The 22,207-nt window shown below is 70.5% G+C and carries 17 protein-coding genes; 10 read left to right on the top strand and 7 right to left on the bottom strand.

Annotation, left to right across the window (positions count from 1 at the left end; genetic code table 11):
• Positions 1-47: 47 nt before the first annotated feature.
• The 3 genes from hutG (at position 48) to QE438_RS04185 (ending at position 3,079) form a co-directional block, all read left to right on the top strand.
• Positions 48-929, top strand: a complete 882-nt coding sequence (gene hutG / locus QE438_RS04195) for an N-formylglutamate deformylase (RefSeq protein ID WP_307184015.1) — start codon at positions 48-50, stop codon at positions 927-929.
• On the top strand, positions 926-2,593 hold the full coding sequence (gene hutU, locus QE438_RS04190) for a urocanate hydratase (RefSeq protein ID WP_306992343.1): 1,668 nt from the start codon (positions 926-928) through the stop codon (positions 2,591-2,593). The genes hutG and hutU overlap by 4 nt, the downstream gene beginning before the upstream one ends.
• Positions 2,594-2,812: 219 nt before the next feature.
• The gene (locus QE438_RS04185; protein ID WP_131660648.1) at positions 2,813-3,079 is read left to right on the top strand and encodes a hypothetical protein; all 267 of its coding nucleotides are present in this window, start codon (positions 2,813-2,815) and stop codon (positions 3,077-3,079) included.
• 87 nt (positions 3,080-3,166) lie between these two features.
• Here the strand turns inward: QE438_RS04185 and QE438_RS04180 are convergent, their stop codons facing one another.
• From QE438_RS04180 to zigA, 4 genes are all read right to left on the bottom strand, one after another.
• A complete protein-coding gene (locus tag QE438_RS04180; RefSeq protein WP_307184016.1) occupies positions 3,167-5,329 on the bottom strand; it encodes a S46 family peptidase in 2,163 nt (720 codons plus the stop codon).
• Between the two features lie 92 nt (positions 5,330-5,421).
• Entirely contained in the window at positions 5,422-6,558 is a 1,137-nt protein-coding gene (locus tag QE438_RS04175; protein WP_306992347.1) for a GTP-binding protein, read from the bottom strand.
• Entirely contained in the window at positions 6,555-7,469 is a 915-nt protein-coding gene (folE2, locus tag QE438_RS04170) for a GTP cyclohydrolase FolE2 (protein WP_306992349.1), read from the bottom strand. Before folE2 ends, QE438_RS04175 begins: the two co-directional genes overlap by 4 nt.
• Before the next feature lie 62 nt (positions 7,470-7,531).
• Positions 7,532-8,752, bottom strand: a complete 1,221-nt coding sequence (gene zigA, locus QE438_RS04165; protein WP_306992351.1) for a zinc metallochaperone GTPase ZigA — start codon at positions 8,750-8,752, stop codon at positions 7,532-7,534.
• A gap of 365 nt (positions 8,753-9,117) precedes the next feature.
• Between zigA and QE438_RS04160 the strand changes: the two genes are divergently transcribed.
• Positions 9,118-11,259: a TonB-dependent receptor gene (locus tag QE438_RS04160; RefSeq protein WP_306992353.1), complete on the top strand. Its 2,142-nt coding sequence runs from the start codon at positions 9,118-9,120 to the stop codon at positions 11,257-11,259.
• A gap of 12 nt (positions 11,260-11,271) precedes the next feature.
• On the opposite strand, the gene QE438_RS04155 is transcribed toward QE438_RS04160, so the two are convergent.
• Positions 11,272-12,438 (bottom strand): SGNH/GDSL hydrolase family protein, encoded by a 1,167-nt coding sequence (locus QE438_RS04155; RefSeq protein WP_306992356.1) that lies wholly within the window; start codon positions 12,436-12,438, stop codon positions 11,272-11,274.
• Between the two features lie 125 nt (positions 12,439-12,563).
• A complete protein-coding gene (locus QE438_RS04150) occupies positions 12,564-13,487 on the bottom strand; it encodes a LysR family transcriptional regulator (protein WP_306992358.1) in 924 nt (307 codons plus the stop codon).
• Between the two features lie 131 nt (positions 13,488-13,618).
• On the opposite strand from QE438_RS04150, the gene QE438_RS04145 reads away from it, so the two are divergent.
• Both QE438_RS04145 and QE438_RS04140 read left to right on the top strand, forming a co-directional pair.
• Positions 13,619-14,026, top strand: coding sequence for a RidA family protein (locus tag QE438_RS04145; protein ID WP_306992361.1), 408 nt, complete (start codon positions 13,619-13,621; stop codon positions 14,024-14,026).
• Between the two features lie 136 nt (positions 14,027-14,162).
• Positions 14,163-15,821 (top strand): DUF3300 domain-containing protein, encoded by a 1,659-nt coding sequence (locus tag QE438_RS04140; RefSeq protein ID WP_306992363.1) that lies wholly within the window; start codon positions 14,163-14,165, stop codon positions 15,819-15,821.
• An 887-nt stretch (positions 15,822-16,708) separates the two neighbouring features.
• Here the strand turns inward: QE438_RS04140 and QE438_RS04135 are convergent.
• Complete coding sequence (locus tag QE438_RS04135) at positions 16,709-19,189, bottom strand: prolyl oligopeptidase family serine peptidase (protein ID WP_306992365.1); 2,481 nt, start codon at positions 19,187-19,189, stop codon at positions 16,709-16,711.
• Positions 19,190-19,379: 190 nt separating this feature from the next.
• Between QE438_RS04135 and QE438_RS04130 the strand changes: the two genes are divergently transcribed.
• The 4 genes from QE438_RS04130 to wrbA all read left to right on the top strand — a co-directional run bounded on the left by QE438_RS04130 (position 19,380) and on the right by wrbA (position 21,555).
• The gene (locus QE438_RS04130; protein WP_306996142.1) at positions 19,380-20,156 is read left to right on the top strand and encodes a HipA family kinase; all 777 of its coding nucleotides are present in this window, start codon (positions 19,380-19,382) and stop codon (positions 20,154-20,156) included.
• Positions 20,134-20,526 (top strand): DUF3037 domain-containing protein, encoded by a 393-nt coding sequence (locus QE438_RS04125; RefSeq protein WP_130519600.1) that lies wholly within the window; start codon positions 20,134-20,136, stop codon positions 20,524-20,526. Before QE438_RS04130 ends, QE438_RS04125 begins: the two co-directional genes overlap by 23 nt.
• 82 nt (positions 20,527-20,608) lie before the next feature.
• The gene (locus QE438_RS04120; RefSeq protein WP_130519598.1) at positions 20,609-20,893 is read left to right on the top strand and encodes an acyl-CoA-binding protein; all 285 of its coding nucleotides are present in this window, start codon (positions 20,609-20,611) and stop codon (positions 20,891-20,893) included.
• A gap of 62 nt (positions 20,894-20,955) precedes the next feature.
• Positions 20,956-21,555, top strand: coding sequence for an NAD(P)H:quinone oxidoreductase (wrbA, locus tag QE438_RS04115; protein ID WP_306992369.1), 600 nt, complete (start codon positions 20,956-20,958; stop codon positions 21,553-21,555).
• Positions 21,556-22,207: the final 652 nt, after the last annotated feature.

Below are 22,207 nucleotides of genomic sequence, written 5' to 3'. Positions count from 1 at the left end.
GGGGATGACGCATTCAGGCTTTACGACGTGGCCGGAGGCGCAAACGCATGAGCAGTCTTCCCGGCTGGCTGGAACTTCATCGCGGCCAGGCGCCGCTGATCGTCAGCTTTCCGCATACCGGGACCGAGCTCCCGGCCGGGCTCGAAGGCAACTTCGTCTCGCCCTGGCTGGCGCGGCGCGATGCGGACTGGCATGTGCACCAGCTCTACGCCTTCGCTCGCGCGCTCGGCGCCACCACGCTGCGCACCGCGATCAGCCGCTCGGTGATCGACGTCAACCGCGACCCGTCCGGCGCCTCGCTGTATCCGGGCCAGAACACCACCGGCCTGTGCCCGACCACCACCTTCGACGACCAGCCGCTCTACCGGCAGGGGCTGGCGCCGGACGAGGCCGAGATCGCGCGCCGGCGGGAGACCTGGTTCGCGCCGTACCACGATGCACTGGCCGCCGAGATCGAACGCCTGCGTGCGCAGCACGGCTGCATCGTGGTCTACGACGCGCACTCGATCCGCTCGCGCATCCCGCACCTGTTCGACGGCGAGCTGCCGCAGTTCAACATCGGCAGCAACGACGATGCCGCCTGCGACGCGGCGCTGACCGACACGGTCGAGCGCGTCTGCGCCGCCAGCGGCCTGAGCCATGTGTGCAACGGCCGCTTCAAGGGCGGCTGGATCACGCGCCACCACGCCCGGCCGCGGCACGGCGTGCATGCGATCCAGATGGAGCTGGCCTGCCGCGGCTACATGGACGAGCCCGATCCGGTCACCCCCGAGAACTGGCCCACGCCGTTCTCGCAGGCCCGCGCGCAGGCCGTGCAGGACACGCTGCGCGAGGTGCTCGCCGCCTGCCTGGACTTCGCCGGCACCCATCCCCTCGCCCATCGCGCGCCCGCCGTGGGCGCACCGTCCCATCACCAGGACTCACCATGACCCGTCGCGATCCGTCCCGCCGCATCCAGGCCCCGACCGGCCCCTCGCTCACCGCCAAGAGCTGGCTGACCGAGGCCCCGCTGCGCATGCTGCAGAACAACCTGCATCCCGACGTGGCCGAGCGCCCGGAGGAACTGGTGGTCTACGGCGGCATCGGCCGCGCCGCGCGCGACTGGGAGAGCTTCGACACCATCGTCGAGACGCTCAAGCGCCTGGACGACGACCAGACCCTGCTGGTGCAGTCGGGCAAGCCGGTCGGCGTGTTCCGCACCCATGCCGATGCGCCGCGCGTGCTGATCGCCAACTCCAACCTGGTGCCGCGCTGGGCCAACTGGGACCACTTCAACGAGTTGGACAAGAAGGGCCTGGCCATGTACGGCCAGATGACCGCCGGCAGCTGGATCTACATCGGCGCCCAGGGCATTGTGCAGGGCACCTACGAGACCTTCGTGGAGATGGGCCGGCAGCACTACGGCGGCGACCTGTCCGGGCGCTGGCTGTTCACCGGTGGCCTGGGCGGCATGGGCGGCGCGCAGCCGCTGGCCGCGGTGATGGCCGGCGCTTCGTGCCTGGCGGTGGAATGCCGCAAGAGCAGCATCGACATGCGCCTGCGCACCGGCTATCTGGACACCTGGACCGACTCGCTGGACGAGGCGCTGCGCCTGATCGAGGATTCCTGTCAGGCCAGGAAGCCGCTGTCGGTCGGCCTGCTCGGCAACGTCGCCGACGTGCTGGCCGAACTGCTGGCACGCGGCATCAAGCCGGACCTGCTCACCGACCAGACCTCCGCCCACGACCCGGTCAACGGCTACCTGCCACAGGGCTGGAGCGTCGCGCAGTGGGACGAGAAGCGCGTGTCCGCACCCAAGGAAGTCGAACAGGCCGCGCGCGCCTCCATGGCCCACCACATCCGCGCCATGCTCGGCTTCCATGCCCTGGGCGTGCCGACCGTGGACTACGGCAACAACCTGCGGCAGATGGCGCTGGAGGAAGGCGTGGCCAACGCCTTCGACTTCCCCGGCTTCGTCCCCGCCTACATCCGCCCGCTGTTCTGTCGTGGCGTCGGCCCGTTCCGCTGGGCCGCGCTGAGCGGCGACCCGGAGGACATCGCCAGGACCGATGCCAAGGTCAAGGAGCTGATTCCCGACAATCCGCACCTGCACCGCTGGCTGGACATGGCCGCCGAGAAGATCAAGTTCCAGGGCCTGCCGGCGCGGATCTGTTGGGTCGGACTGGGCGATCGCGATCGCCTGGGGCTAGCCTTCAACGAGATGGTCGCCAAGGGCGAGCTCAAGGCGCCGGTGGTGATCGGCCGCGACCATCTGGACAGCGGCAGCGTGGCCTCGCCCAACCGCGAGACCGAGGCCATGGCCGACGGCTCGGACGCGGTCTCGGACTGGCCCTTGCTCAATGCCCTGCTCAACACCGCATCGGGCGCGACCTGGGTGTCGCTGCACCACGGCGGCGGCGTGGGCATGGGCTTCTCCCAGCACGCCGGCATGGTCATCGTCTGCGACGGCACCGACGCCGCGGCCAGGCGCATCGCCCGCGTGCTGTGGAACGACCCGGCCAGCGGCGTGATGCGCCATGCCGACGCCGGCTACGACATCGCAATCGACTGCGCGCGGGAGAAGGGCCTGGATCTGCCGGGGATTCTGGGGTGAGTGCTGAGGTGGGTTGGACGTAACGCGATGTCGTCGCTGCGCGCGGACGTCCATGGGTTCCCGCTTTCGCGGGAACGACGAGCTCAGGCCCCATTGGGCCGACCGTTATCGCGGCAACACTGTCGGCAGCCTGTCAGCCGCTATGGACTGCGGTCCGTGCGGCGACACCCGTCGCACGCGCACTGGGCTAACCTGCCCCACCGCCTTCCGCACCGCCGCATGTCCCCGTCCACCTCCCACACCTATCGCCTGGCCCTGCGGCCGACCGACGAACACACCACCTCGGCCGAGCTGATGCGCACCGCACAGCGCGTGCTGCTCTCGCTGGACGCGCGCGGGGTGTCGATCGTCCATCTGCGCCGCCCGCCGCTGCAGGACGCGCACGGGCTGTACGTCGAAGCCGTGGCCGCCGGCCCGGAGGACTGGTACCGCGACGTGGACGATGCCCTGCTAGCCGAAGGCCTGCGCAGCGAGCTGCAGCCCTGACGCCGCCGCAAACCGCCAGCGCCACCTGAAACGACAACGGCCCGGTCTTGCGACCGGGCCGTTGCATCTACACCGCGATGCGCAGGATCAGCGCTTGCTCACGCCCATTTCCTGCAGCAGGTTGTCGGCGTGTTCCAGGTGGTCCATGACCCACAGCATGTAGCGCACGTCGACCTGGATGGAGCGGTTGAGCCTGGGATTGAACAGCCAGTCGCCGCTCACCGATTCCCAGTTGCCGTCGAAGGCCAGGCCGACCAGCTGGCCGTTGCCGTCCAGCGCCGGCGAACCGGAGTTGCCGCCGGTGATGTCCAGGTCGGCCAGGAAGTCCACCGGCAGCGTGCCCTGCTTCTTCGAGGCATACGGACCGAAGTCCTTGGCCTTGATCGCGTCCAGTTCCGCCTTGGGGGCGTTGAACGGCACCTCGCCGGTGGCCTTCTCGACGATGCCCTCGGCGTGGGTGAACGGCGCGTAGCTCACCGCATCGCGCGGCGCCACGCCCTGCACGTTGCCGTAGGTGACGCGCAGCGAGCTGTTGGCATCCGGGTAGACCGGTAGCTTCTGCGAATCCTTCCAGGCGATCATCGCCTGCATGTAGCGCGGGCGCAGCTTGGACAGCACGCCATCGCGCGTGTCGGTCTCGTCCTCCAGGGTCTTCAGCTGCGGCAGCAGGGCCGCGGCCAGCTTGAGCATGCTGTCGTCCTGCGCGGCCAGCGTCTTGGCGTCGTCCTTGAAGTAGGCCAGGCGGGCCTGGCCGTCGCCCAGCTTGCTGCCGGCGTACAGCGCGGCCACCTTGGCCTTGATCGCCGCCTCGTCGCGCGCCCCGCCCAGCCAGGCGTCCAGCGCCGGCAGGCGCTGGGCCTGCGGCAGCTTGACGTAGCGCAGCAGCGCATAGGTCAGGAACTGCTGGTCCACGCCGGCGTCGTAGCGACGGTCCATCTGCTTGAGCGCGCCCTCGATGCGCGCCTCGTCGCGCTGCTGGTAGCCCGGCTCGCGCTCCATGTCCGGCTTGGCGCGCTCACCGGCCAGGCGGGTCAGGCGCAGGCCGGTGGAGAACAGCGCCGAGCGCTGCAGCAGGCTCAGGTCCAGGTCGCGCTCGCGCGTGGCGGCGGTGCCGGCCAGCACCTGCTTGAGCTGAGCGATGTCGCCGGCCAGGGCCTTGGCATCGCCGTCCTTGCGCGTGGCCAGCCAGGCGTCCAGCTGCGCCTCCTGCTGCTGCTTGACCGCCACCGCGTCGGCGCGGCGCAGGCCCTCGAGCTGGCCGCCGAAGTTCTTCAGGTAGTTGTTGAGGCCGGCCACCGTGTTGGCGTACTTCACCCCGACTTCCGGCTTGGCCTTGGACGCGGCATCGATGATGGCCAGGCTGTCCTGGTAGATCTTGATCTGGGTCGGGTACTGCCAGTCGATGGCCGCCTGCACCTCCTGCGCCAGGCGATAGCGGTTGGTGCGGCCCGGGTAGCCGACCACCATCACGTAGTCGCCCTCCTCCAGGCCCTGCGGATTGACCTTGAGCACGTGCTTGGGCTGATAGGGCACGTTGTCTTTGGAATACTCGGCGGACTTGCCGTCCTTGGACACGTAGGCGCGCAGGTAGCTGAAATCGCCGGTGTGGCGCGGCCACATCCAGTTGTCGATGTCGCCGCCGAACTTGCCGATCGACTCGGGCGGCGCGTAGACCAGGCGCACGTCCTTGATCTCCAGCTGGCGGATCAGCTGATAGCTGTAGCCGCCGTGGAAGGTGTAGACATCGCAGCGGTAGCCATCGCGCTCGCAGCCCTTGACCTGCGCCTTGATCGCCTGCTCGATCGCCTTGTAGCGATCCAGCGGCGCCATGTCGTCGCGCAGCCCGCCGGTGATCTCCTTGGTGACGTCGCGGATCTCCTCGGTGACGAACACGCGCATGTCGGGCGAACCTGGCAGTTCCTCGCCGACGCTCCTGGCCAGGAAGCCGTCCTCGATCAGGTTCTTCTGCGGCGTGGAGTTGTACTGCAGCGCGCCGTAGGCGCAGTGGTGGTTGGTGACCACCAGGCCCTGCGGGCTGACGAAGGAGGCCGTGCAGCCGCCCAGGCTGACGATGGCGCCCATCGGGTAACCGGTCAGGTCGGTCAGCGCGGCCGGATCGAGCTTGAGCCCGTGCGCCTTGAGATCGCCGGCGATCTTGGGCAGCTGGGCCGGCTGCCACATGCCTTCGACGGCCAGGGCGGAGGGAATGCAGGTGGCGGCGATGGCGGCCGACAGCAGGAGACGACGCATGGGAAACCTTTCCGAATTGTTATCTAGTAACACTAGCCTGCGCCGCACGCGAACCCATGTGCCGTTGGTCACTGCGGCGCCCGACATTCCTGTCAGGCAGGCCCCAGCGCCTGTGGCGGCCAAGTGCCCGAGGACACCGGACGCAGCGCCGCCGAGGTGCGGAACGCCTCGAAGGTCTGGGTGATCAGCGCCGGCTCCACGTCGCGGGTGATGAAGACCAGGCGCGAGCCGCGATCGTCATCTGGCCAGGCCGGCAGGGCCTGCGCCGGATGGAACAGCTGCTGGACCGCATGCACGACCAGCGGCCCCGCCTGCCCCTGCACGTGGACGATGCCCTTGATCCGCAGCAGGGCCGGGCCGAGCATGCCGACCAGCGTGTCCAGCCACAGGCCCAGCACCTGCTCGGCGATGGGCTCCTCGATGCGGAAGCAGAAGGCCTGCACGTGGTCGTCGTGGCGATTGGGGTCCGGCGCCGCGGCCTGCGCTTCGAGCTGGCGCATGCCCAGCTGGAAGGCGAAGGCCGGCGCGGCCGGCAGCGGCAGATAGGCCTCCTCGTTCAACCAGGCGACCACGTCCGGCTGCTTGCCCTGGACCGAGAACAGGCCCAGTCCCAGCAGCGCCGCCGCCGGCACCTGCCCGTGACGCGCGCGATGGCGCGGCGCGGCCGGATTGAGCCGGCGCAGGCGCTGCTCCAGCGCCGCGCGCGCCGCGTCCTCCACCAGATCGTCCTTGGTTAGCAGCAGCACATCGGCGATGACCACCTGGCGCACCGCTTCCTCGTGCCGGTCCAGGCTGGCCTGGGCGGTGGCCAGATCGACGGTGGTCACCACGCCGTCCAGCACATAGCGGCCGGCCACGTCGGGATGGCCCAGCAGCGTGTGCACGATCGGTACCGGATCGGCCAGGCCGGTGGTCTCGATGACCACGCGCCGGAACTGGCGCCGCCCCTGGCGCGCGAAGCGCCACGGCGCATCGCGCAGCACCTCCACCAGGTCGGTGCGCACGTTGCAGCACAGGCAGCCGCCGCCCAGCTCCAGCACGGTCTGCTCGCGGCTGTGGACCATCAGTAGATGGTCCAGCGCCATCTCGCCGAACTCGTTGACGATCACCAGCGCGTCGGCCAGCTCCGGCTGGCGCACCAGCTGGTTGAGCAGCGTGGTCTTGCCGCTGCCCAGGAAACCGGTCAGCAGCGTGACCGGGATCTGCTCCGGCTCGCGCACCGCGTTCATGCCGCCTGCTCCAGCGGCGCGCCAGCCCAGGCCACCGCGTCGTGCGCATGCAGGCTCTCGGCATGGGTGACCTGCACGCCGGGCCGCGCGTAGCGACCTTCCAGCGCCGCGAGGATGCGCCGTGCCGCATCCTCGACGAACATCAGGTTGGCGCCATTGGCGATGGCGAAGGCCTGCTCGTCTTCGCGCTTGACCGCCGTCTGCACCGGCGTGCCCAGCGCGGCTTCGACCCGGTCGATCAAGGCCAGCAGGCCAAAACCCGCCGCCTCGGCCGGCACGTCAATGGCCACCTGCGCCACGCTGCGCTGGCTGTGCGGCGTGGCCAGGCTGGCGTTGGCGCTCAGCCATCGGGTCACCTCCTGCGTGTCCACCGAGGCCCGAGCCTGGAAAGCGCGCAGGAAGGCATCGGCCACCACCGCCCGCGCCAGCGCCGCCGAGCACGGACAGGTGGACGAATACGTCACCGCGACCTGCACGCGCAGCGCCAGGCCACCGGCATCCAGCCTGGCCGCGATCCGCACCGGATAGGTCTTCCAGCCGGCCAGCCCGGGCGTGCGCAGCGCGGGCCGGCGCACGGGCAGCGCCAGGCCCAGCTGCACCCGCGCGCGGCGGCTGCCGCAGTCGGCATGGCTGTGGATCATGGCGCTGAGCAGGGCCTGCACCCGCGCCGGGCTCAGCGGCGCCTCCACGCCGAGGTGGTCCAGCTGACGATGCAGCCGCGACATGTGGATGCCCTTGGCGCGCGCGTCCGGCAGGTCGACCTGCGCGTCCACGCGCGCGTCGAGCAGGCGCTGGCAGCCCGGTTCGTCCAGCCGCAGCGGCAGGTCGATGCCGCCCATGCCGACCCAGGACAGCGGCGCCGGCTGGGACGGCGATTCATCGAGACAGACATCGGGCAACGGCAGCGACATGGGCCTTAAGAACGAAGAAGAAGGAAGGGGCACGCCGCGCGAAGCGACGTGTCGGCAGGACCTCAGTCCGCGGCCGGCCAGCCGGGGAAGGGATTGGGCCACTGCAGCCAGGCGTGGACGCCGCGCGCCATCTCCGCATCGGTCAGCAGGCAAGCGTCGAAGCGCGCGCACAGGGCGTCGCGGTCCATGTCCATGCCGATCAGCACCAGCTCCTGGCGCGCATCGCCGACGCCCTCGACCCAGTGCGCGCGGATCGTGCGCACATGGTCCGGATCGTCCGGCCAGCGCTCCGGCGGCACGGCCGCCCACCAGTAGCCGGCGGCCTTGTGCCGGGCCACCGCGCCGGCCTGCGACCACTCGCCGGCCAGGGTCGGATGGCTGGCCAGCCAGAAGTGGCCCTTCGAACGCAGCACGCCGGGCCATTCGCTGTTGACCCAGGCGTGGAAGCGCTGCGGGTGGAACGGCCGGCGCGCGCGGTAGACGAAGCTGTCGATGCCGTATTCCTCGCTCTCCGGCACGTGCTCGCCGCGCAGCTCCTTGAGCCAGCCCGGCGCGGTGGCGGCCTGGTCGAAGTCGAACAGGCCGGTGTCCAGCACGCGTTCCAGCGGGACCACGCCGAATTGCGCCGGCTCGATCCGCGCGCGCGGGTTGAGCCCGCGCAGGATCGCCATCAGCCGCTGGCGCTGCTCGGCATCGACCAGGTCGAGCTTGTTGAGCACGATCACATCGCAGAACTCGATCTGCTCCACCAGCAGGTCCACCACCGTGCGCGCGTCCTGTTCGCCCAGCGATTCGCCGCGGCGCTGCAGGCTGTCGCGCGAGCCGTAGTCGCGCAGGAAATTGAACGCGTCCACCACGGTGACCATCGTGTCCAGCCGCGCGACCTCGCCCAGGCTGCGGCCGTCGGCGCCTTCGAAGGTGAAGGTCTCGGCCACCGGCAGCGGCTCGGAGATGCCGGTGGATTCGATCACGAGCTGGTCGAAGCGGCCGGCGCGCGCCAGGCGGTCGACCTCGACCAGCAGGTCCTCGCGCAGCGTGCAGCAGATGCAGCCGTTGCTCATCTCCACCAGCTTCTCGTCGGTACGCGAGAGCTCGGCCCCACCCTGGCGGACCAGGTCGGCATCGACGTTGACCTCGGACATGTCGTTGACGATCACCGCCACGCGCCGGCCTTCGCGGTTGTTGAGGATGTGGTTGAGCAGGGTCGTCTTGCCGGCGCCGAGGAAGCCGGACAGCACGGTGACGGGCAGCTTGGGAGCGTGGGACTGGGGGGAGAGCGACATGGCGATGGCTTGGTGGGAAGCCCGGCGCGCCGCAGCGGCGTGCGCCCTTGGGCGAATGAGGAGGGGCTGAGACCGGACGGGGCCGGAAGTCGTTTTGTTACTTTATAACATTTTCGGCGAGGCGTTAAAATCCTGGAAGCGCATCGCGCAGGCAGCTGCGCCGCGGCTCAAAGCGCCCCGGGTCGTAAGTCGACTCCGCGGCCCAATGCGCCTGTCAACCTGATTGACTTAATTTAGGTTCACAGCAAAGATGCGCCCCGTCCGGCGCCGCTGACCCGTCGCCCTCCCCTGCCCGTCTCGCTCGACGGCGGCCTCAGCGCCGCCCGGGCGCAGGCGCACGCCCTGCTCTTTGCGATCCACATTCGATGACCCAGATCACGCTGCGCTCCCCCCGCCTTCCCCGCCTCCTCGCGCTCGCCGCCGCCACCTCCGGCCTGAGCGCGCTCCCCGCCCACGCCGAGGACGTCCCGCCCGACCAGGCCACCACGCTGGACACGGTGCGGGTCGCGGCGAAGCGCAATGAAGCCCTCGAGCAGGCGCGCCAGGCGCTGGCCCGCGTCCCCGGCGCGGGCAATGTGATCGACCTGACCCAGGTGGGCGATGGCCGCGTGGCCGGCACCGCCGACGTGCTGGCCTACCAGCCCGGGATCTACGCGCAGTCACCGGGCAACGAAGGGGTCAAGGTGTCGATCCGCGGCTCGGGCATCAACCGCGCGCCGGGCGCGCACGCCTCGGGCGTGTCGGTCTCGCTGGACGGGCTGCCGCTGACCTTCTCCGGCGGCACGCCGTATGAGCTGATCGAACCGCTGTGGATGAGCCGGGTCGAGGTGCTGCGCGGGGCCAACGGCTTCGACCGCGGTGCGCTGACCCTGGGCGGGGCGATCGACTACGTCAGCCGCAGCGGCCTGGATTCGCCCGGCACCGAGCTGCGGCTGGAAGGCGGCAGCTTCGGCTACCGCAATGCCAGCCTGGGCGTGGGCGGCGTCGCGGGCGACTTCGACTACTACCTCAACCTGGTCGACAGCCGCACCGACGGCTACCAGGCGCACGCCAGCGGCAGCGGCAAGGGCGCGATGGCCAACTTCGGCTGGCAGCTCGGCCCGGACCTCAGCACGCGCCTGATCCTGCGCTACCGCGAGACCGAGCACGACACGCCCGGCCGCCTGACCCGCGCGCAGCTGCGCGACGATCCGCGCCAGGCCAATCCGGCCAACCTGGCCATCGACGCGCGCCGCCCGCAGCCGGGCAGCGCCTGGATCGGCAACGTCACCACGCTGCGCATCGACGAGGCCTCGACCCTGCAGGCCGGGCTGGTCTATCACCGCTTCCCGATGGACCTCAACGAGAGCCTGTACCGCCAGCAGCTGGACTACAGCGACCTGGGCGCCACGCTGGACTACACCCACCGCCACCGCCTGTTCGGCCGCGACAGCGTGACCACCGTCGGCCTGCGCGTCACCCACGACCTGGACGCCAACGTGCGCGAGACCCTGCGCTTCGCCCGCAACGGGTATCCGGCCGGCACGCTGACCCGGCGTTTCGAACATCTGGGCACCGATGCGGTGCTGCATGTCGGCAACGACCTGGCGCTGACGCCGGCGCTGCACCTGATCACCGGCCTGGCGGCGGTGCATACCAACCGCGAGGTCGCGGTGACCTGGCCGGCCAGCGGCGGGCGCCTGAACGCGCACGACTGGGACAGCGCGCCGCGCCTGGGCTTCACCTGGCAGGCCAGAGCGCAGCTGCAGCTGTTCGGCAACCTGAGCCGCTCGGTGGAGCCGCCGCACCCGTGGTCGATGATCTGGGGTTCGCCGTTCTACTTCCCCGCCGGCAGCGGCGCGGCCACCGGCCGGCAAAGCACGCCGGTGCCGCTGCGCAACCAGACCGCGACCACGCTGGAGCTGGGCGCGCGCGGCGAGAGCGCGCTGGGTCGCTGGGAGCTGACCGCCTATGACGCGCAGGTGCGGCACGAACTGCTGAGCGTGGAGATCCAGCCGGTGCCCAACCTGGTGGTGGCCGAATCCAACGCCAGCCCGACCCGCCATCGCGGCCTGGAGGCCGGGCTGGACAGCACGCTGTGGCAGGCCGACGCCGGCCGCCTGTCGCTGCGCCAGGCCTATACCTTCAGCGATTTCCGCTATCGCCACGACGCGCGCTTCGGCGACAACCGCCTGCCCGGCCTGCCGCGGCACTTCTACCAGGGCGAGCTGCGCTACGACCATCCTTCCGGCGCCTATGCCGCGCTCAACGCCGAATACGCCTCGAGGATGGCGGTGGACTACGCCAACAGCTTCTGGGCCGATTCCCACGTGATCTTCGGCGCACGCATCGGCCTGGACGCGCCGGGCGGGCGCTGGCAGACCTGGGTCGAGGCCCGCAATCTCGGCGACCGACACTACGCGGCCACGGTCACGCCAGGCTACGACGATGCCGGCGGCGATGCGGCGCGCTCGACGCCGGGCGAAGGCTTCGGCATCTATGCGGGGCTGCGGCTGCGCTTCGACTGAAGCGCAGGCCGCTCAGCGGCCGAACACGCCTTCGACGAAGGCCCGCGCGGCGAAGCGCTCGCCGATCAGCCGGTGCGTGGCCGTGTCCGGATGCAGGCCGTCGGGCAGTGGCAGCGCCTCGGCGTCGGCCTGCCCGTACAGGGCCAGGCCCTCGAGGTAATGCAGGTTCGGATCCTGCGCGCGGCGCTGGGCCACCAGGTCGGACAGTGTGCGGCGGATCACCTGCAGGGTCAGCTTGCCGCGCGCGACCTCGGCCGGATCGCCGGAGGCCAGCAAGCGCCATTCGCCGCGGGCGAGCGCGGCGGTGTCGGGCAGCGTCGGGCCGGGCGTGGTCTCATGCATCGGGCACAGGATCGGCGAGATCAGCAGCAGCGGCGTGTCGGGGTGGCCCTCGCGGATGGTGTCGAGAAAGCCATGGACCGCCGGCCCCAGCGCACGCAGGCGCATCAGATCGGTGTTCACCAGGTTGATGCCGAGCTTGAGGCTGATCAGGTCGGCCGGCAGGTCGCGGATCGTGCGCGCCACGAACGGATCCAGCAGCGCACTGCCGCCGAAGCCCAGGTTGGTCAGCGCCACGCCGCCGCGTGCCGCCGCGATCACCGGCCAGATCGCATGCGGCGCCGTGGCGTTGCTGCCGTGGCTGATCGAACTGCCGTGATGCACCCAGCGCCGCCGCGTGTCCGTGGCGGCGGGCTGCAGCGGCGCATCGCTGTGCAGCGCGATCAGCTCGGCCGCTTCGTCGTGCGGCAGCCACAGCGTCAGCGTCTTGTCGCCCTCGGGAAGATAGTCGAAACGCAACACACCCGGCTCGCCGTGCTCACGCACGGCGCTGCCGGCGGCCATGTCGATCGTCAGCGTGTGACCGCCGGGCAGCGACGCCTGTGCCAGCACCTGCTCGCCCAGCATCAGGACGTAGACCCCGTCGGGCCGCGCCGGCAGGCCGGCATAGACGCGCCGCGTGCGCAAGGCCTGCAGTGCGACGGCCGTGGCGCGGGTGCGGAACACCAGCCGCACGCCCGAGGGCTGGGCCTCGGCCATCGCCAGCTGCGGATCGCCGCACTGTGCGCGGGCCCATGCCGGCAGCCGGTGCGGCACCACGCCCAGCGCGGTGGATGAGATCTCGACCGCGCCCTGCAGCAGCGCGGCGGCGATGGGTGTGGTGATGGGAAGCGAGGTCATGCGAACAACTTCAGGGACGTAGCATCGCGCCCAGTGTATGGCCCTGACAACGGCGGGGCCTGCACGCGCTCCCGTTCGACAGAATGCCCCGGGCACATGGGCCGATCCGGCGTGTTCGCCGTGCTTCAACCTGGAAGGACGACGCTCGCGTCGCGCGCGTCGACCAGTTCCACCACCCAATCGATGAACGCCCGCAGCTTGCGGTTGGGATGGCGGTTGGCCCGGTAGGCGATCGAGAGCGGCATCGGCTCCAGCCGCCAGTCGTCGAGCAGCCGCACGAGCGCGCCCGAGGCCAGCGCCTCGCGGGTCATGTAGTGCGGCAGACAGAGCAGGCCGAGCCCGGCGGTTCCCGCGGCCAGGCAGGCATTGCCATCGTCCAGGGTGACGGCCGGGCGGATACGCGGCACCAGGTGTTCGTCTCCCTTGTGCAGGACCAGTTCCAGCACCTTGCCGGTGCGCGGGGAACGGAACCCCACGACCCGGTGCGCCGCCTGGGTCAGCGCGTCGGGATGGGTGGGCGTGCCATGGCGCGCCAGATAGGACGGTGCGGCGTAGAGGCCAATCTCCAGCTGGCCCACATGCCGCGCGACGAGCGAGGGATCGGTGATCACGCCCGCGCGCACCACGCAGTCCACCTGTTCGCCGATCAGATCGACCGCGCGATCGCTGACGCCGATGTCGAAGCGGATGTCCGGATAGCGCGCCAGGAAATCCGGCAGCGCCGGCAGCAGCACGAAGCGCGCCCAGGGGCTGGGGACATCCACGCGCAGGCGGCCACGCGGCGCCGTCGCCGCGGCCGCCAGGCTGTCTTCCGCATCTTCGATGTCGGCCAGCACGCGCACCACCTGCGCGTAATAGGTCAGCCCGTCCGCGGTCGGGCTGACCCGGCGCGTGGTGCGGTTGAGCAGCTTGACCTGCAGGTGCGCCTCCAGCTGCTGCACGAGCTGGGTCGCGCTGGTCTTGCTGATGCGCAACGCGGCCGCCGCCTTGGTGAAGCTGCTCGCTTCGACCACGCTGGCGAACACGCGCATCGCCTCGAGTCGGTCCATCCTGCGTCCTCCGGTCGCGCATTGTTTGCGCTGCGCGAATAGTGATACCGCAATCGCCCGGTTTTTCGCGCGATGGCCGGCTCCTACAGTGCCTCCTCCCGGCCCAGATGGCCGCTCCCGAGACGAACAACATGCATACGCGCGACGTGGTCTTCCCCGAAGGCCGGCAGGCGCTCTACACGCAGCACCGCTACGCACCGGCCGTGCGCAGCGGTGGGCTGCTGTTCGTGTCCGGGCAGGTCGGCAGCCGCGAGGACGGCTCGCCCGAGCCGGACTTCGCCGGCCAGGTCCGGCAGGCGTTCGCGCAGCTGCAGGCGACGCTGAAAGCCGCTGGCTGCGGGCTGGACGACGTGCTCGATGTCACCACCTTCCACACCGATCCCGAGCGCCAGCTCGAGACGGTCCTGGCGATCAAGGACGAGGTCTTCCCGCAGCCGCCCTATCCCGCCTGGACGGCGGTGGGCGTGACCTGGCTGTCGGGTTTCGACTTCGAGATCAAGGTGATCGCCCGCCTTCCGGGCGCGGCGGATCCGGTCTGACCCGGCCTCCCGAGCGCGCTGAACCGCCGCTTCACGCCCTCGCCTGCCACGGCCGAAGACGCGGAAACAGAAAGGTTGCCGACAGCTAGGCGGGCCCATGCTCGCCGCCGCGATCCAACCTGCCCGGAGCTGCATCATGCGTGCCGTCCGTCCCACCTCCCTCGCGCGCGTGCCGCGCGCTCCTGCCCTGCTGGCGCTTGCGGTGGCCGCCACCCTGAGCGGCTGCCCGCAGACCCAGACCGCCGCCCCGGCGCCGCCGGCGCAGGCCGCGCTGCCTCCCGCCGCGGCGCCGGCACCGGCCGCGCCGCTGCCCGATGCGCAGACGCTGTATCGTCTGGTCGCGCCGATCGCGCTGTTTCCCGATCGCCTGGTCGCCCAGACCCTGGCCGCGTCGGTCTACCCGGTCCAGGTCACCCAGGCCGATCAGTGGCTGCACGACCAGGCCGGCCTGTCGCCGCAGGCCAGGATGCAGGCGGCCAACGCGCAGCCCTGGGACCCGGGCGTCAAGGCGCTGACCCAGTTCCCCGACGTGATGGACCAGCTGGCCGGCAACCTGCCCTGGACCACGGCGCTGGGCCAGGCCTACGCGGCCGAACCGGGCGATGTGCTCAATGCGGTGCAGGTCATGCGCCAGCGTGCGCAGGCCTCGGGCCATCTGCGCGACACGGCCCAGCAGCGGGTCAGCGTGGTGCGCAGTGAGGCCGCCCCGGCCAGTGCGGTCGCGGCCGTCGTGCCCGCGCCGTCGACCACCATCATCATCGAGCCGGCCCAGCCCGAGCGGGTCTATGTGCCGCGCTACGACCCGGATGTGGTCTATGGCGAGCCGCTCTATGTCCACCGCGTCTACCGCTACCGGCCGCCGCCGGCCTGGAGCACGGGCGATCTGCTGGCCACCGGTGTGGTGTCCTTCGGGCTGGGCGTGCTGGTCGGCAGCAGTTTCCACGGCGGCTGGGGCGGTCCGCCGCCGCCCCCGCCGCCTCCCTGGGGCTGGCAGGCCTGGGGCGTGGCCTGGCATGCGCCGCCGGGCATTCCGCCTTATGTCGCCTACCAGCAGCAGCGCTTCGCGCCGCCGCCGGTGGTGGTCCAGCGCATCAACCAGCGCACGACCGTGCAGAACATCCGCTACGACCTGCATGGCCATGCCACGGTGATCAACAACCACGGCACGCTGGTCAACGCGCCGCAGCATTTCGGCGCGCCTGCGCCCGGGGCGGCCATGGCGATGCCGCACTTCAACCGCGCCATGTGGCAGGCCGGGAAGCCGGTGCATGCGCCGCCGCCTATGTCCGGGATGGCGCAGGCGCTGCCGGCCAGGCTCAGTGCGCCGCGTCCGGCGGCGCTGATGCCGCCTGCTCCCGCGGGCGAACGTGTGGCGGGGTTCCATGGCAACCCGCCGCCGCATGGGCCCATGTCGGCGCCGCGTGCGTTCGCGATGAATACCCCTGCGCCTCAACCAGCGCGGATGGACATGGCGCGCGCGGCGGCGATGAACGGTCCGGGGCCGGGCGACGACCGGCATGCGCGGCACGAGGCGCCGGCGGCGTTCGCGCCCATGGCCGCCGGCGCGCGTGCGCCGGCGCCGATGCCGCACCGGGAGAATGCGCGTCCTGCGCCGCCTCGCGCCGAGCCGCGTCCCGAACAGGCGATGCGCATGCCGCCGCCGGCCTGGGCGAGTCGCCAGAGCGAACGGCCGTTCCCGACCCAGATGCCGCGCCCGCCGCAGCACGGCAACGACCACGCCAGCAACCGCCCCGCTCCGCCGCACGACAACAAGCGGCATCACGAGCGTGGCTGAGTGCAGTCTCCTCTTCTGATCGAGGGATCGCGGCGTCTGCGCGCCTAGACTTCGGAGGCGCAGCGGTCCGAAGGGCGGAGGCTGCTTTTCCCTCGGTCAGAGCATCTGCCCGCCTTAAACACCCTCTCGTCGTTCCCGCGAGCGCGGGAATCCAGGGACTTTCGCTCGGAGCATCAACAACAGGTTCTTCTTGCGATTCCGAGATCACGTCGCAGTTGAGCATTGCGGTCTCGGAAGGGCAGCGGTCCGGCGGGCGGGGGCCGCTTTCCCCTCAATCAGGGCATCCTGCCCTGATTCGGGCGCTCGGCCTCCTGCCTCGCTAGGCGCGGCCCCCGCCCGCCGGCCCGCTGCTGCGCGCATCACGCCCGAGACTTCGGGTCGAAAGTCGAAAGGCGTTCTGATCCCTCAGGAGCCCGGATTTGGCCGGTTAGGCAGAGAGCGAGCTTGGACAGTTCGCAGCGGCGGCAGGTGCGGTCAGTCCTTGCGGAATGCCGACCCCATCCCGGTGGGAGCCGCCATGGCGGCGATGGGGCTTTCCCGGTAGAGCCTCATCGCCGCCATGGCGCTCCCACCTGTAGAGCGGAGCTCGCTCCGCTGCTCTTCGTTCGGTTCGTGGGGAAGGCCCCAGCGGAGCGAGCTCCGCTCTACAGACGGGCGGCTGCTGGAGTTGGGGAGACAGTTGCTCCCATCGCAGCATGAAGCGCGGTCAATCCACCCCATCTCAGAGGCGGCCTTGGATGGCGGATCGAGCCGAGGAGCCGTGCCCGGCTGGGTCGAGGCTGGTTGGCGAAGTCCGTGCACCCACCCTGCGCTCCAACAAGAAACAAAAACAACGAAGGCGGCATCGTCCGATGCCGCCTTCGTCTCAACGCTCCCTAAGCCGCCTCCTACTTCGCCGGCTTTACCGGCTTGGCCGGCTTCACGTAGGTGTCGAACCAGTTGAGCATCTCGTAGACCTCCTGGGCGTTGGACTCCAGGGCGGTGTACCAGTGCGGCTCGTGCGGCAGCATGACCAGGCGGGTGGTGCCGCCGTTGCCGCGGATGGCCTGGTAGAGCTTGATCGACTGGAACGGCTCGGTGCCGGGGTTGGCGTCGTCCTCGCCGTGCATCAGCAGCAGCGGAAGCTTGATCTTGTCGGCATAGAAGTACGGCGAGGCCTTCAGATACACATCGCGCGCCTGCCACAGCGAGCGGCGCTCGTTCTGGAAGCCGAACGGGGTGAAGGTCTTGTTGTACGAGCCGCTGGTGGCCATGCCGGCGCGGAACAGGTCGGTGTGCGCGATCAGGTTGGCCGTCATCAGCGCGCCGTGGCTGTGGCCGGTGACGCCGATGCGATCGCGGTCGACCACGCCCAGTTCGACCGCCTTGTCCACCGCCGCCTTGGCGTCGGCGGTGAGCTGCTCCAGGTAGGTGTCGTAGGCGGTCTTGGGATCGCCGACGATGGGGAAGCTGGCGTTGTCGATGATCGCGTAGCCGGCCAGCAGCAGCAGGCGGTAGTACGGCAGGCGGGTGAAGGTGTTCTGCGACCCGCTCACCTGCCCGGCCTGCGCGCTGGAGGCGAAGTCGGCCGGATACGCGTACAGCACCGCCGGCAGGCGCGTGCCTTCCTTGTAGCCGGGCGGGGTGTAGAGGGTGAAGGACAGGTCCAGCCCGTCGGCGCGCTTGTAGGTGACCAGGCGCTTCTTGATCTGGCGCACTTCCGGCGTCGGGTCGGGCAGATGGGTCAGCGCGCTGCCCTGCGAGGCGAACTGCGCCTCGCCTTCGGCCGCGTCGGCCAGCGGCTGGCCCAGCGTGCGCAGGTAGGCGTTGGGCGGATCCATCAGCGACTGGTGCCAGGTCAGGAACTGGCCCGAGGCGGCGGTGAAGCCGAGGAACTGGTCGTAGTCGTCGGTGCCGCTGCGGAACAGGCGCTCGCTCTTCAGCGAATCCAGGTCCAGCCGGTCCAGGAACGGCCGGTCGCCCTGGGGCGAGGCGCCCTGCCCGCGCAGGAACACGCGGTTGCCGTCCTGGCGCACCACGACCGCGCCGTTGGGCAGGCGCCGGTACACGAACATGCCCGGGTCCTTGTACAGCTCGTCGCTGGACATGTCCCACAGCACGCGGCCCGGATCGCCCGGCTTGTCGATGTCCACGATGCGCGTGGTCTGCCAGTGGCGGTTCTCGTCGGACTCGAACTGGAACGACACGCCCGGCTGCGCGGTGAAGGCATAGCCGGCGAAGCGCTGCGCCGTGCGCGTGACTTCCACCGGCGCGGCGGTGAACGGCGCCTTGCGCATCAGCACGCGGTCGCGATGCGGCACGGTGACGTTCCAGTCGCCCTTGTCCAGGGCCTCGGCGTACAGCAGCGTGGCCGGCTCGGTGGCGCGCCAGCCGAACTCGCGCGGGCCTTCGGGCACGCCGTGCACCGGCACGCGGTCGGCCAGCGGCAGCCGCGCGATCAGCGTGGACTTGCCGCTGGACACGTCCAGCACCGCCACATCGCGGGCGAAGCGCTGATAGGTCACCGCATGCGAGTACGGCGCCTGGATCGCCTCGGTGCGCACGTGCACGCCATCGGGCGCGCCGTCGACATCGTCGTAGATCGCCGGGACGCCGACATCGCGCACCTGGCCGCTGGCCGCATCGACCACCGCTAGCTGCGAGGTGCCGTAGTAGACGAAGCGCGCTTCGTCCAGCGGGCTCTTGAGCGTGTCGCGCGCCTCGTAGGTGCTGCTCTCGCCCTGCCCGCCCAGCGACTGCTGGATGTCCGGGCCGGAGGCGCCGTCGTCGACCGGCGCGGCGCCCTGGCCGGCGGGCACGCGCTTGACCAGCAGGGTCTTGCTGCCGTCCAGCCACTGCACGGCGCTGTTGAAGATCGGGTTGAGCGCCACGCCCGGCACCGGGTGCGCCTGGCCGCTGCGCGCATCGCCCAGCCACAGCTCGACCGAGGTCGGGGTGACGTTCTGGAAGGCGAACTGGGTGCCGTCCGGCGACCACATCGCCGCGCCCGGGCAGGCGCCGGCGGGCAGCGCGACCTTGCGCGTCTGGCCGCTGGCGATGTCCACCAGGGTGAAGTCGGCCACGCAGGCGGGAATGCCGTAGCCGGCCTGGGTGTCGTGGCGGCTGCGGTTGGCCGGCTCCAGACGCACGCCGGCCAGCTTGTAGTACGGCCGCGCGACGCGCTCGATGGACGGATAGGTCTGCGCAGTGGTCAGCAGCAGGCGCTGGCCGGTGGGATCGACGCTGGGCGTGGGCGGCGGCGGCGCCTTGAGCACCTTGAGCAGGTGTTCGGGCGGCGCGTCGTAGCCGGCCAGGGCCGGGCCGGCGGCGCAGAGGGCGATCAGGCCGGCGGCCAGCGCCGTCGACCAGCACTTTCCTTGAAGCTGCATGTCATTCCCCGAGGGCGAAAAGGACGCTGCCGCGCAGCGACGCCACGCAGCCGCCCGACTCTAGCACCGGCCTAGCGCGCCGCCCCTGGGCCAGAAGTCAGGGCCGGTGACCTCGCCGCGGCGTGCGGCTTTCCCCCGAATCGCGGTCCATCGGCTAGGCTTGCCGGCCATGTCGCCCGCCGCCCTGCCACTGAAGACCGTCCAGGCCACGCGCTACGTCACCCCGCTGCGCGAAGGCGGCTCGCTGCCGGCCGTGGTGGAAGCCGATGATGACGGCCTGTACGTGCTCAAGTTCCGCGGCGCCGGGCAAGGGCCCAAGGCGCTGGTCGCCGAGCTGATCGCCGGAGAGCTGGCGCGTGCGCTGGAGCTGCCGGTGCCCGAGATCGCGCTGATCGAGCTGGATCGCGAGTTCGCCCGCACCGAGCCCGATCCGGAGATCCAGGACCTGATCCGCGCCAGCGAAGGCCTCAACCTGGGCCTGGACTACCTGCCCGGCGCGCTCAACTACGATCCGGCGGCGATGGCGGTCGAGGCGCAGCTGGCCTCGCGCATCGTCTGGTTCGACGCCTTCATCAGCAACGTCGACCGCACCGCGCGCAATCCCAACCTGATGGTCTGGCATCGCCGGCCCTGGCTGATCGATCACGGCGCGGCGCTGTACTTCCACCACGACTGGGAGCATGCCGGCCAGGCCTGCGAGCGCCCGTTCGTGCTGATCCGCGACCATGTGCTGCTGCACTTCGCCGACCGTATCGCCCAGGCCGATGCCGAGCTGGCGCCGCGGCTGACCGATGCGCTGATCGAGCGCATCGCCGCGGCCGTGCCCGACGCCTGGCTGGAGGGCGAGGCGTTCTTCGCGGACGTGGCCGCGCATCGCCAGGCCTATGTCGACTACCTCAAGCGGCGCCGCGACGCGCGCGCCGCCTTCGTGCAGGAGGCCATCGATGCCCACGCTGCACACGTATGACTATGCGGTCATCCGCGTGGTGCCGCGGGTGGAGCGCGAGGAGTTCATCAACGTCGGGGTGATCGTCTCCTGCCCCGGCGCGCGCCAGCTGCAGGCCGCGGTGGAGATCGACGAACCGCGCCTGCGCGCCTTCGCCCCGGCCCTGGATCTGGAGACCACGCGCGCCTGGCTGGACGCGCTGGTGGCGGTGTGTCGCGGCGATGCGGGCGCCGGCCCGGTGGCGCAGCTGCCGCCGCGCGCGCGCTTCCACTTCCTCACCGCCCGGCGCAGCGCCATCGTCCAGGTCTCGCCCACCCATGTGGGCCGCACGCGTCAACCGGACAACATCGTCGAGCACCTGCTGCAGCGCATGGTCCGCGTGCCGCGCTGAGACGCGCGGCGCTGTGCAGCGCAACGTGACCGGCGCGGGCCGGCGTGCTCAGATCGCGCTCCCCACCTTGGAACCGGGCGCCATGGCCCAGATCGCCGCCACCGAATTCGAACAGGCCACGCTGGACGTCCAGACCCTGCCCGAACGGCCCGACAACGACACCCTGCTGCGCCTGTACGGCCTGTACAAGCAAGGCACGGAGGGCGATGTGCACGGCAACAAGCCGGGCTTCTTCGACTACGTCGGCAGCGCCAAGTACGAGGCCTGGGAACGCCTGCGCGGCACCGCGCAGGAGATCGCGCAGCGCCGTTATGTGACGCTGGTACGCGAACTACTCGACGAGGCCGGTGGCGCAACGCGGCGATGACGTGACCTGACGCCAGGCCCTGCTACGGTCCGCGCTCCCTTCGAAAAAGCGAGTCGCATGCCATGGCCAAGGTCCTCGTCCTGTACTACTCCGCCTACGGACATGTCGAAGCGATGGCCCAGGCCGTCGCCGAAGGCGCGCGCAGCGCCGGCGCACAGGTGGACATCAAGCGCGTGCCCGAGCTGGTGCCCGAGGAGGTCGCCAAGGCCTCGCATTACAAGCTCGACCAGGCCGCGCCGATCGCCAGGATCGACGAGCTGGCCGACTACGACGCCATCGTGATCGGCGTGGGCACGCGCTTCGGCCGCATGGCCTCGCAGATGGCCAACTTCCTCGACCAGGCCGGCGGCCTGTGGGCCAAGGGCGCCCTGCACGGCAAGGTCGGCGCGGCCTTCACCTCCACCGCCACCCAGCACGGCGGCCAGGAGACCACGCTGTTCTCGATCATCACCAACCTGCTGCACTTCGGCATGGTGGTGGTGGGCCTGGACTACGGCTTCAAGGAGATGATGACGCTGGACGAGGTCGCCGGCGGCGCGCCCTACGGCGCCACCACCCTGGCCGGCGGCGACGGCGCGCGCCAGCCCTCCAGGATCGACCTGGACGGCGCCCGCTACCAGGGCCAGCGCGTGGCGCAGACCGCGATCAAGCTGCATGGCTGAGTGATTTGCCCTTCCCTTTGGCCGCAGGCCGAGGGAGTTGGAAGTCGCGTCTAGCGACTGAGGGCCCAAGCCACATTGCGAGGGGCTCCTGAAAACTCCCTACCGTCATTCCCGCGAACGCGGGAACCCACGGACTTTTGCGGCGGTAACGCCGCAATAGCTCGGCCCCATCGAAAAAATGCCGCTCTCCATACAGCTGGCTCGCTGGCAGCGCGCATCGCCCGCTCTCTTGGCTGCAGGCCAAGGGGAGCTCGAAGTCGCAGCTAGCGACTGAGGGAAAAGGGTCGCTTTTCACGGGAGGGGCAACGGCAAAAGCAAAAGCGAAAAGCACCCCCTCCCAACCTCCCCCTTCGCTGCGCGAAAGGGGAGGCGCTGTTTCTCGGCTCGGCGATAGCCCCGCGCGTTTCGGCCATTCCGAGCTCTCTAATGTCGTGGGAGCAAGTGTCTCCTCAAATCTCAGCGGCCTGCCTGTAGAGCGGAGCTTGCTCCGCTGCTTTTCGGCCGGATCATGGGAAAGCCCCAGCGGAGCAAGCTCCGCTCTACAGGTGGGAGCCGCCATGGCGGCGATGAGGTTCTCCCGATGAAGCCACTCGCCGCCATGGCGGCTCCATCATGATGCCGGGCCCTCCTCGGCCTCCGGACCTGCATGCGT

Source organism: Pseudoxanthomonas sp. SORGH_AS_0997, assembly GCF_031453535.1.
GTDB classification, from domain to species: domain Bacteria; phylum Pseudomonadota; class Gammaproteobacteria; order Xanthomonadales; family Xanthomonadaceae; genus Pseudoxanthomonas_A; species Pseudoxanthomonas_A winnipegensis.
Note: the sequence above shows the minus strand (reverse complement) of the source record. Positions and strands in the feature narration are given on the sequence as shown.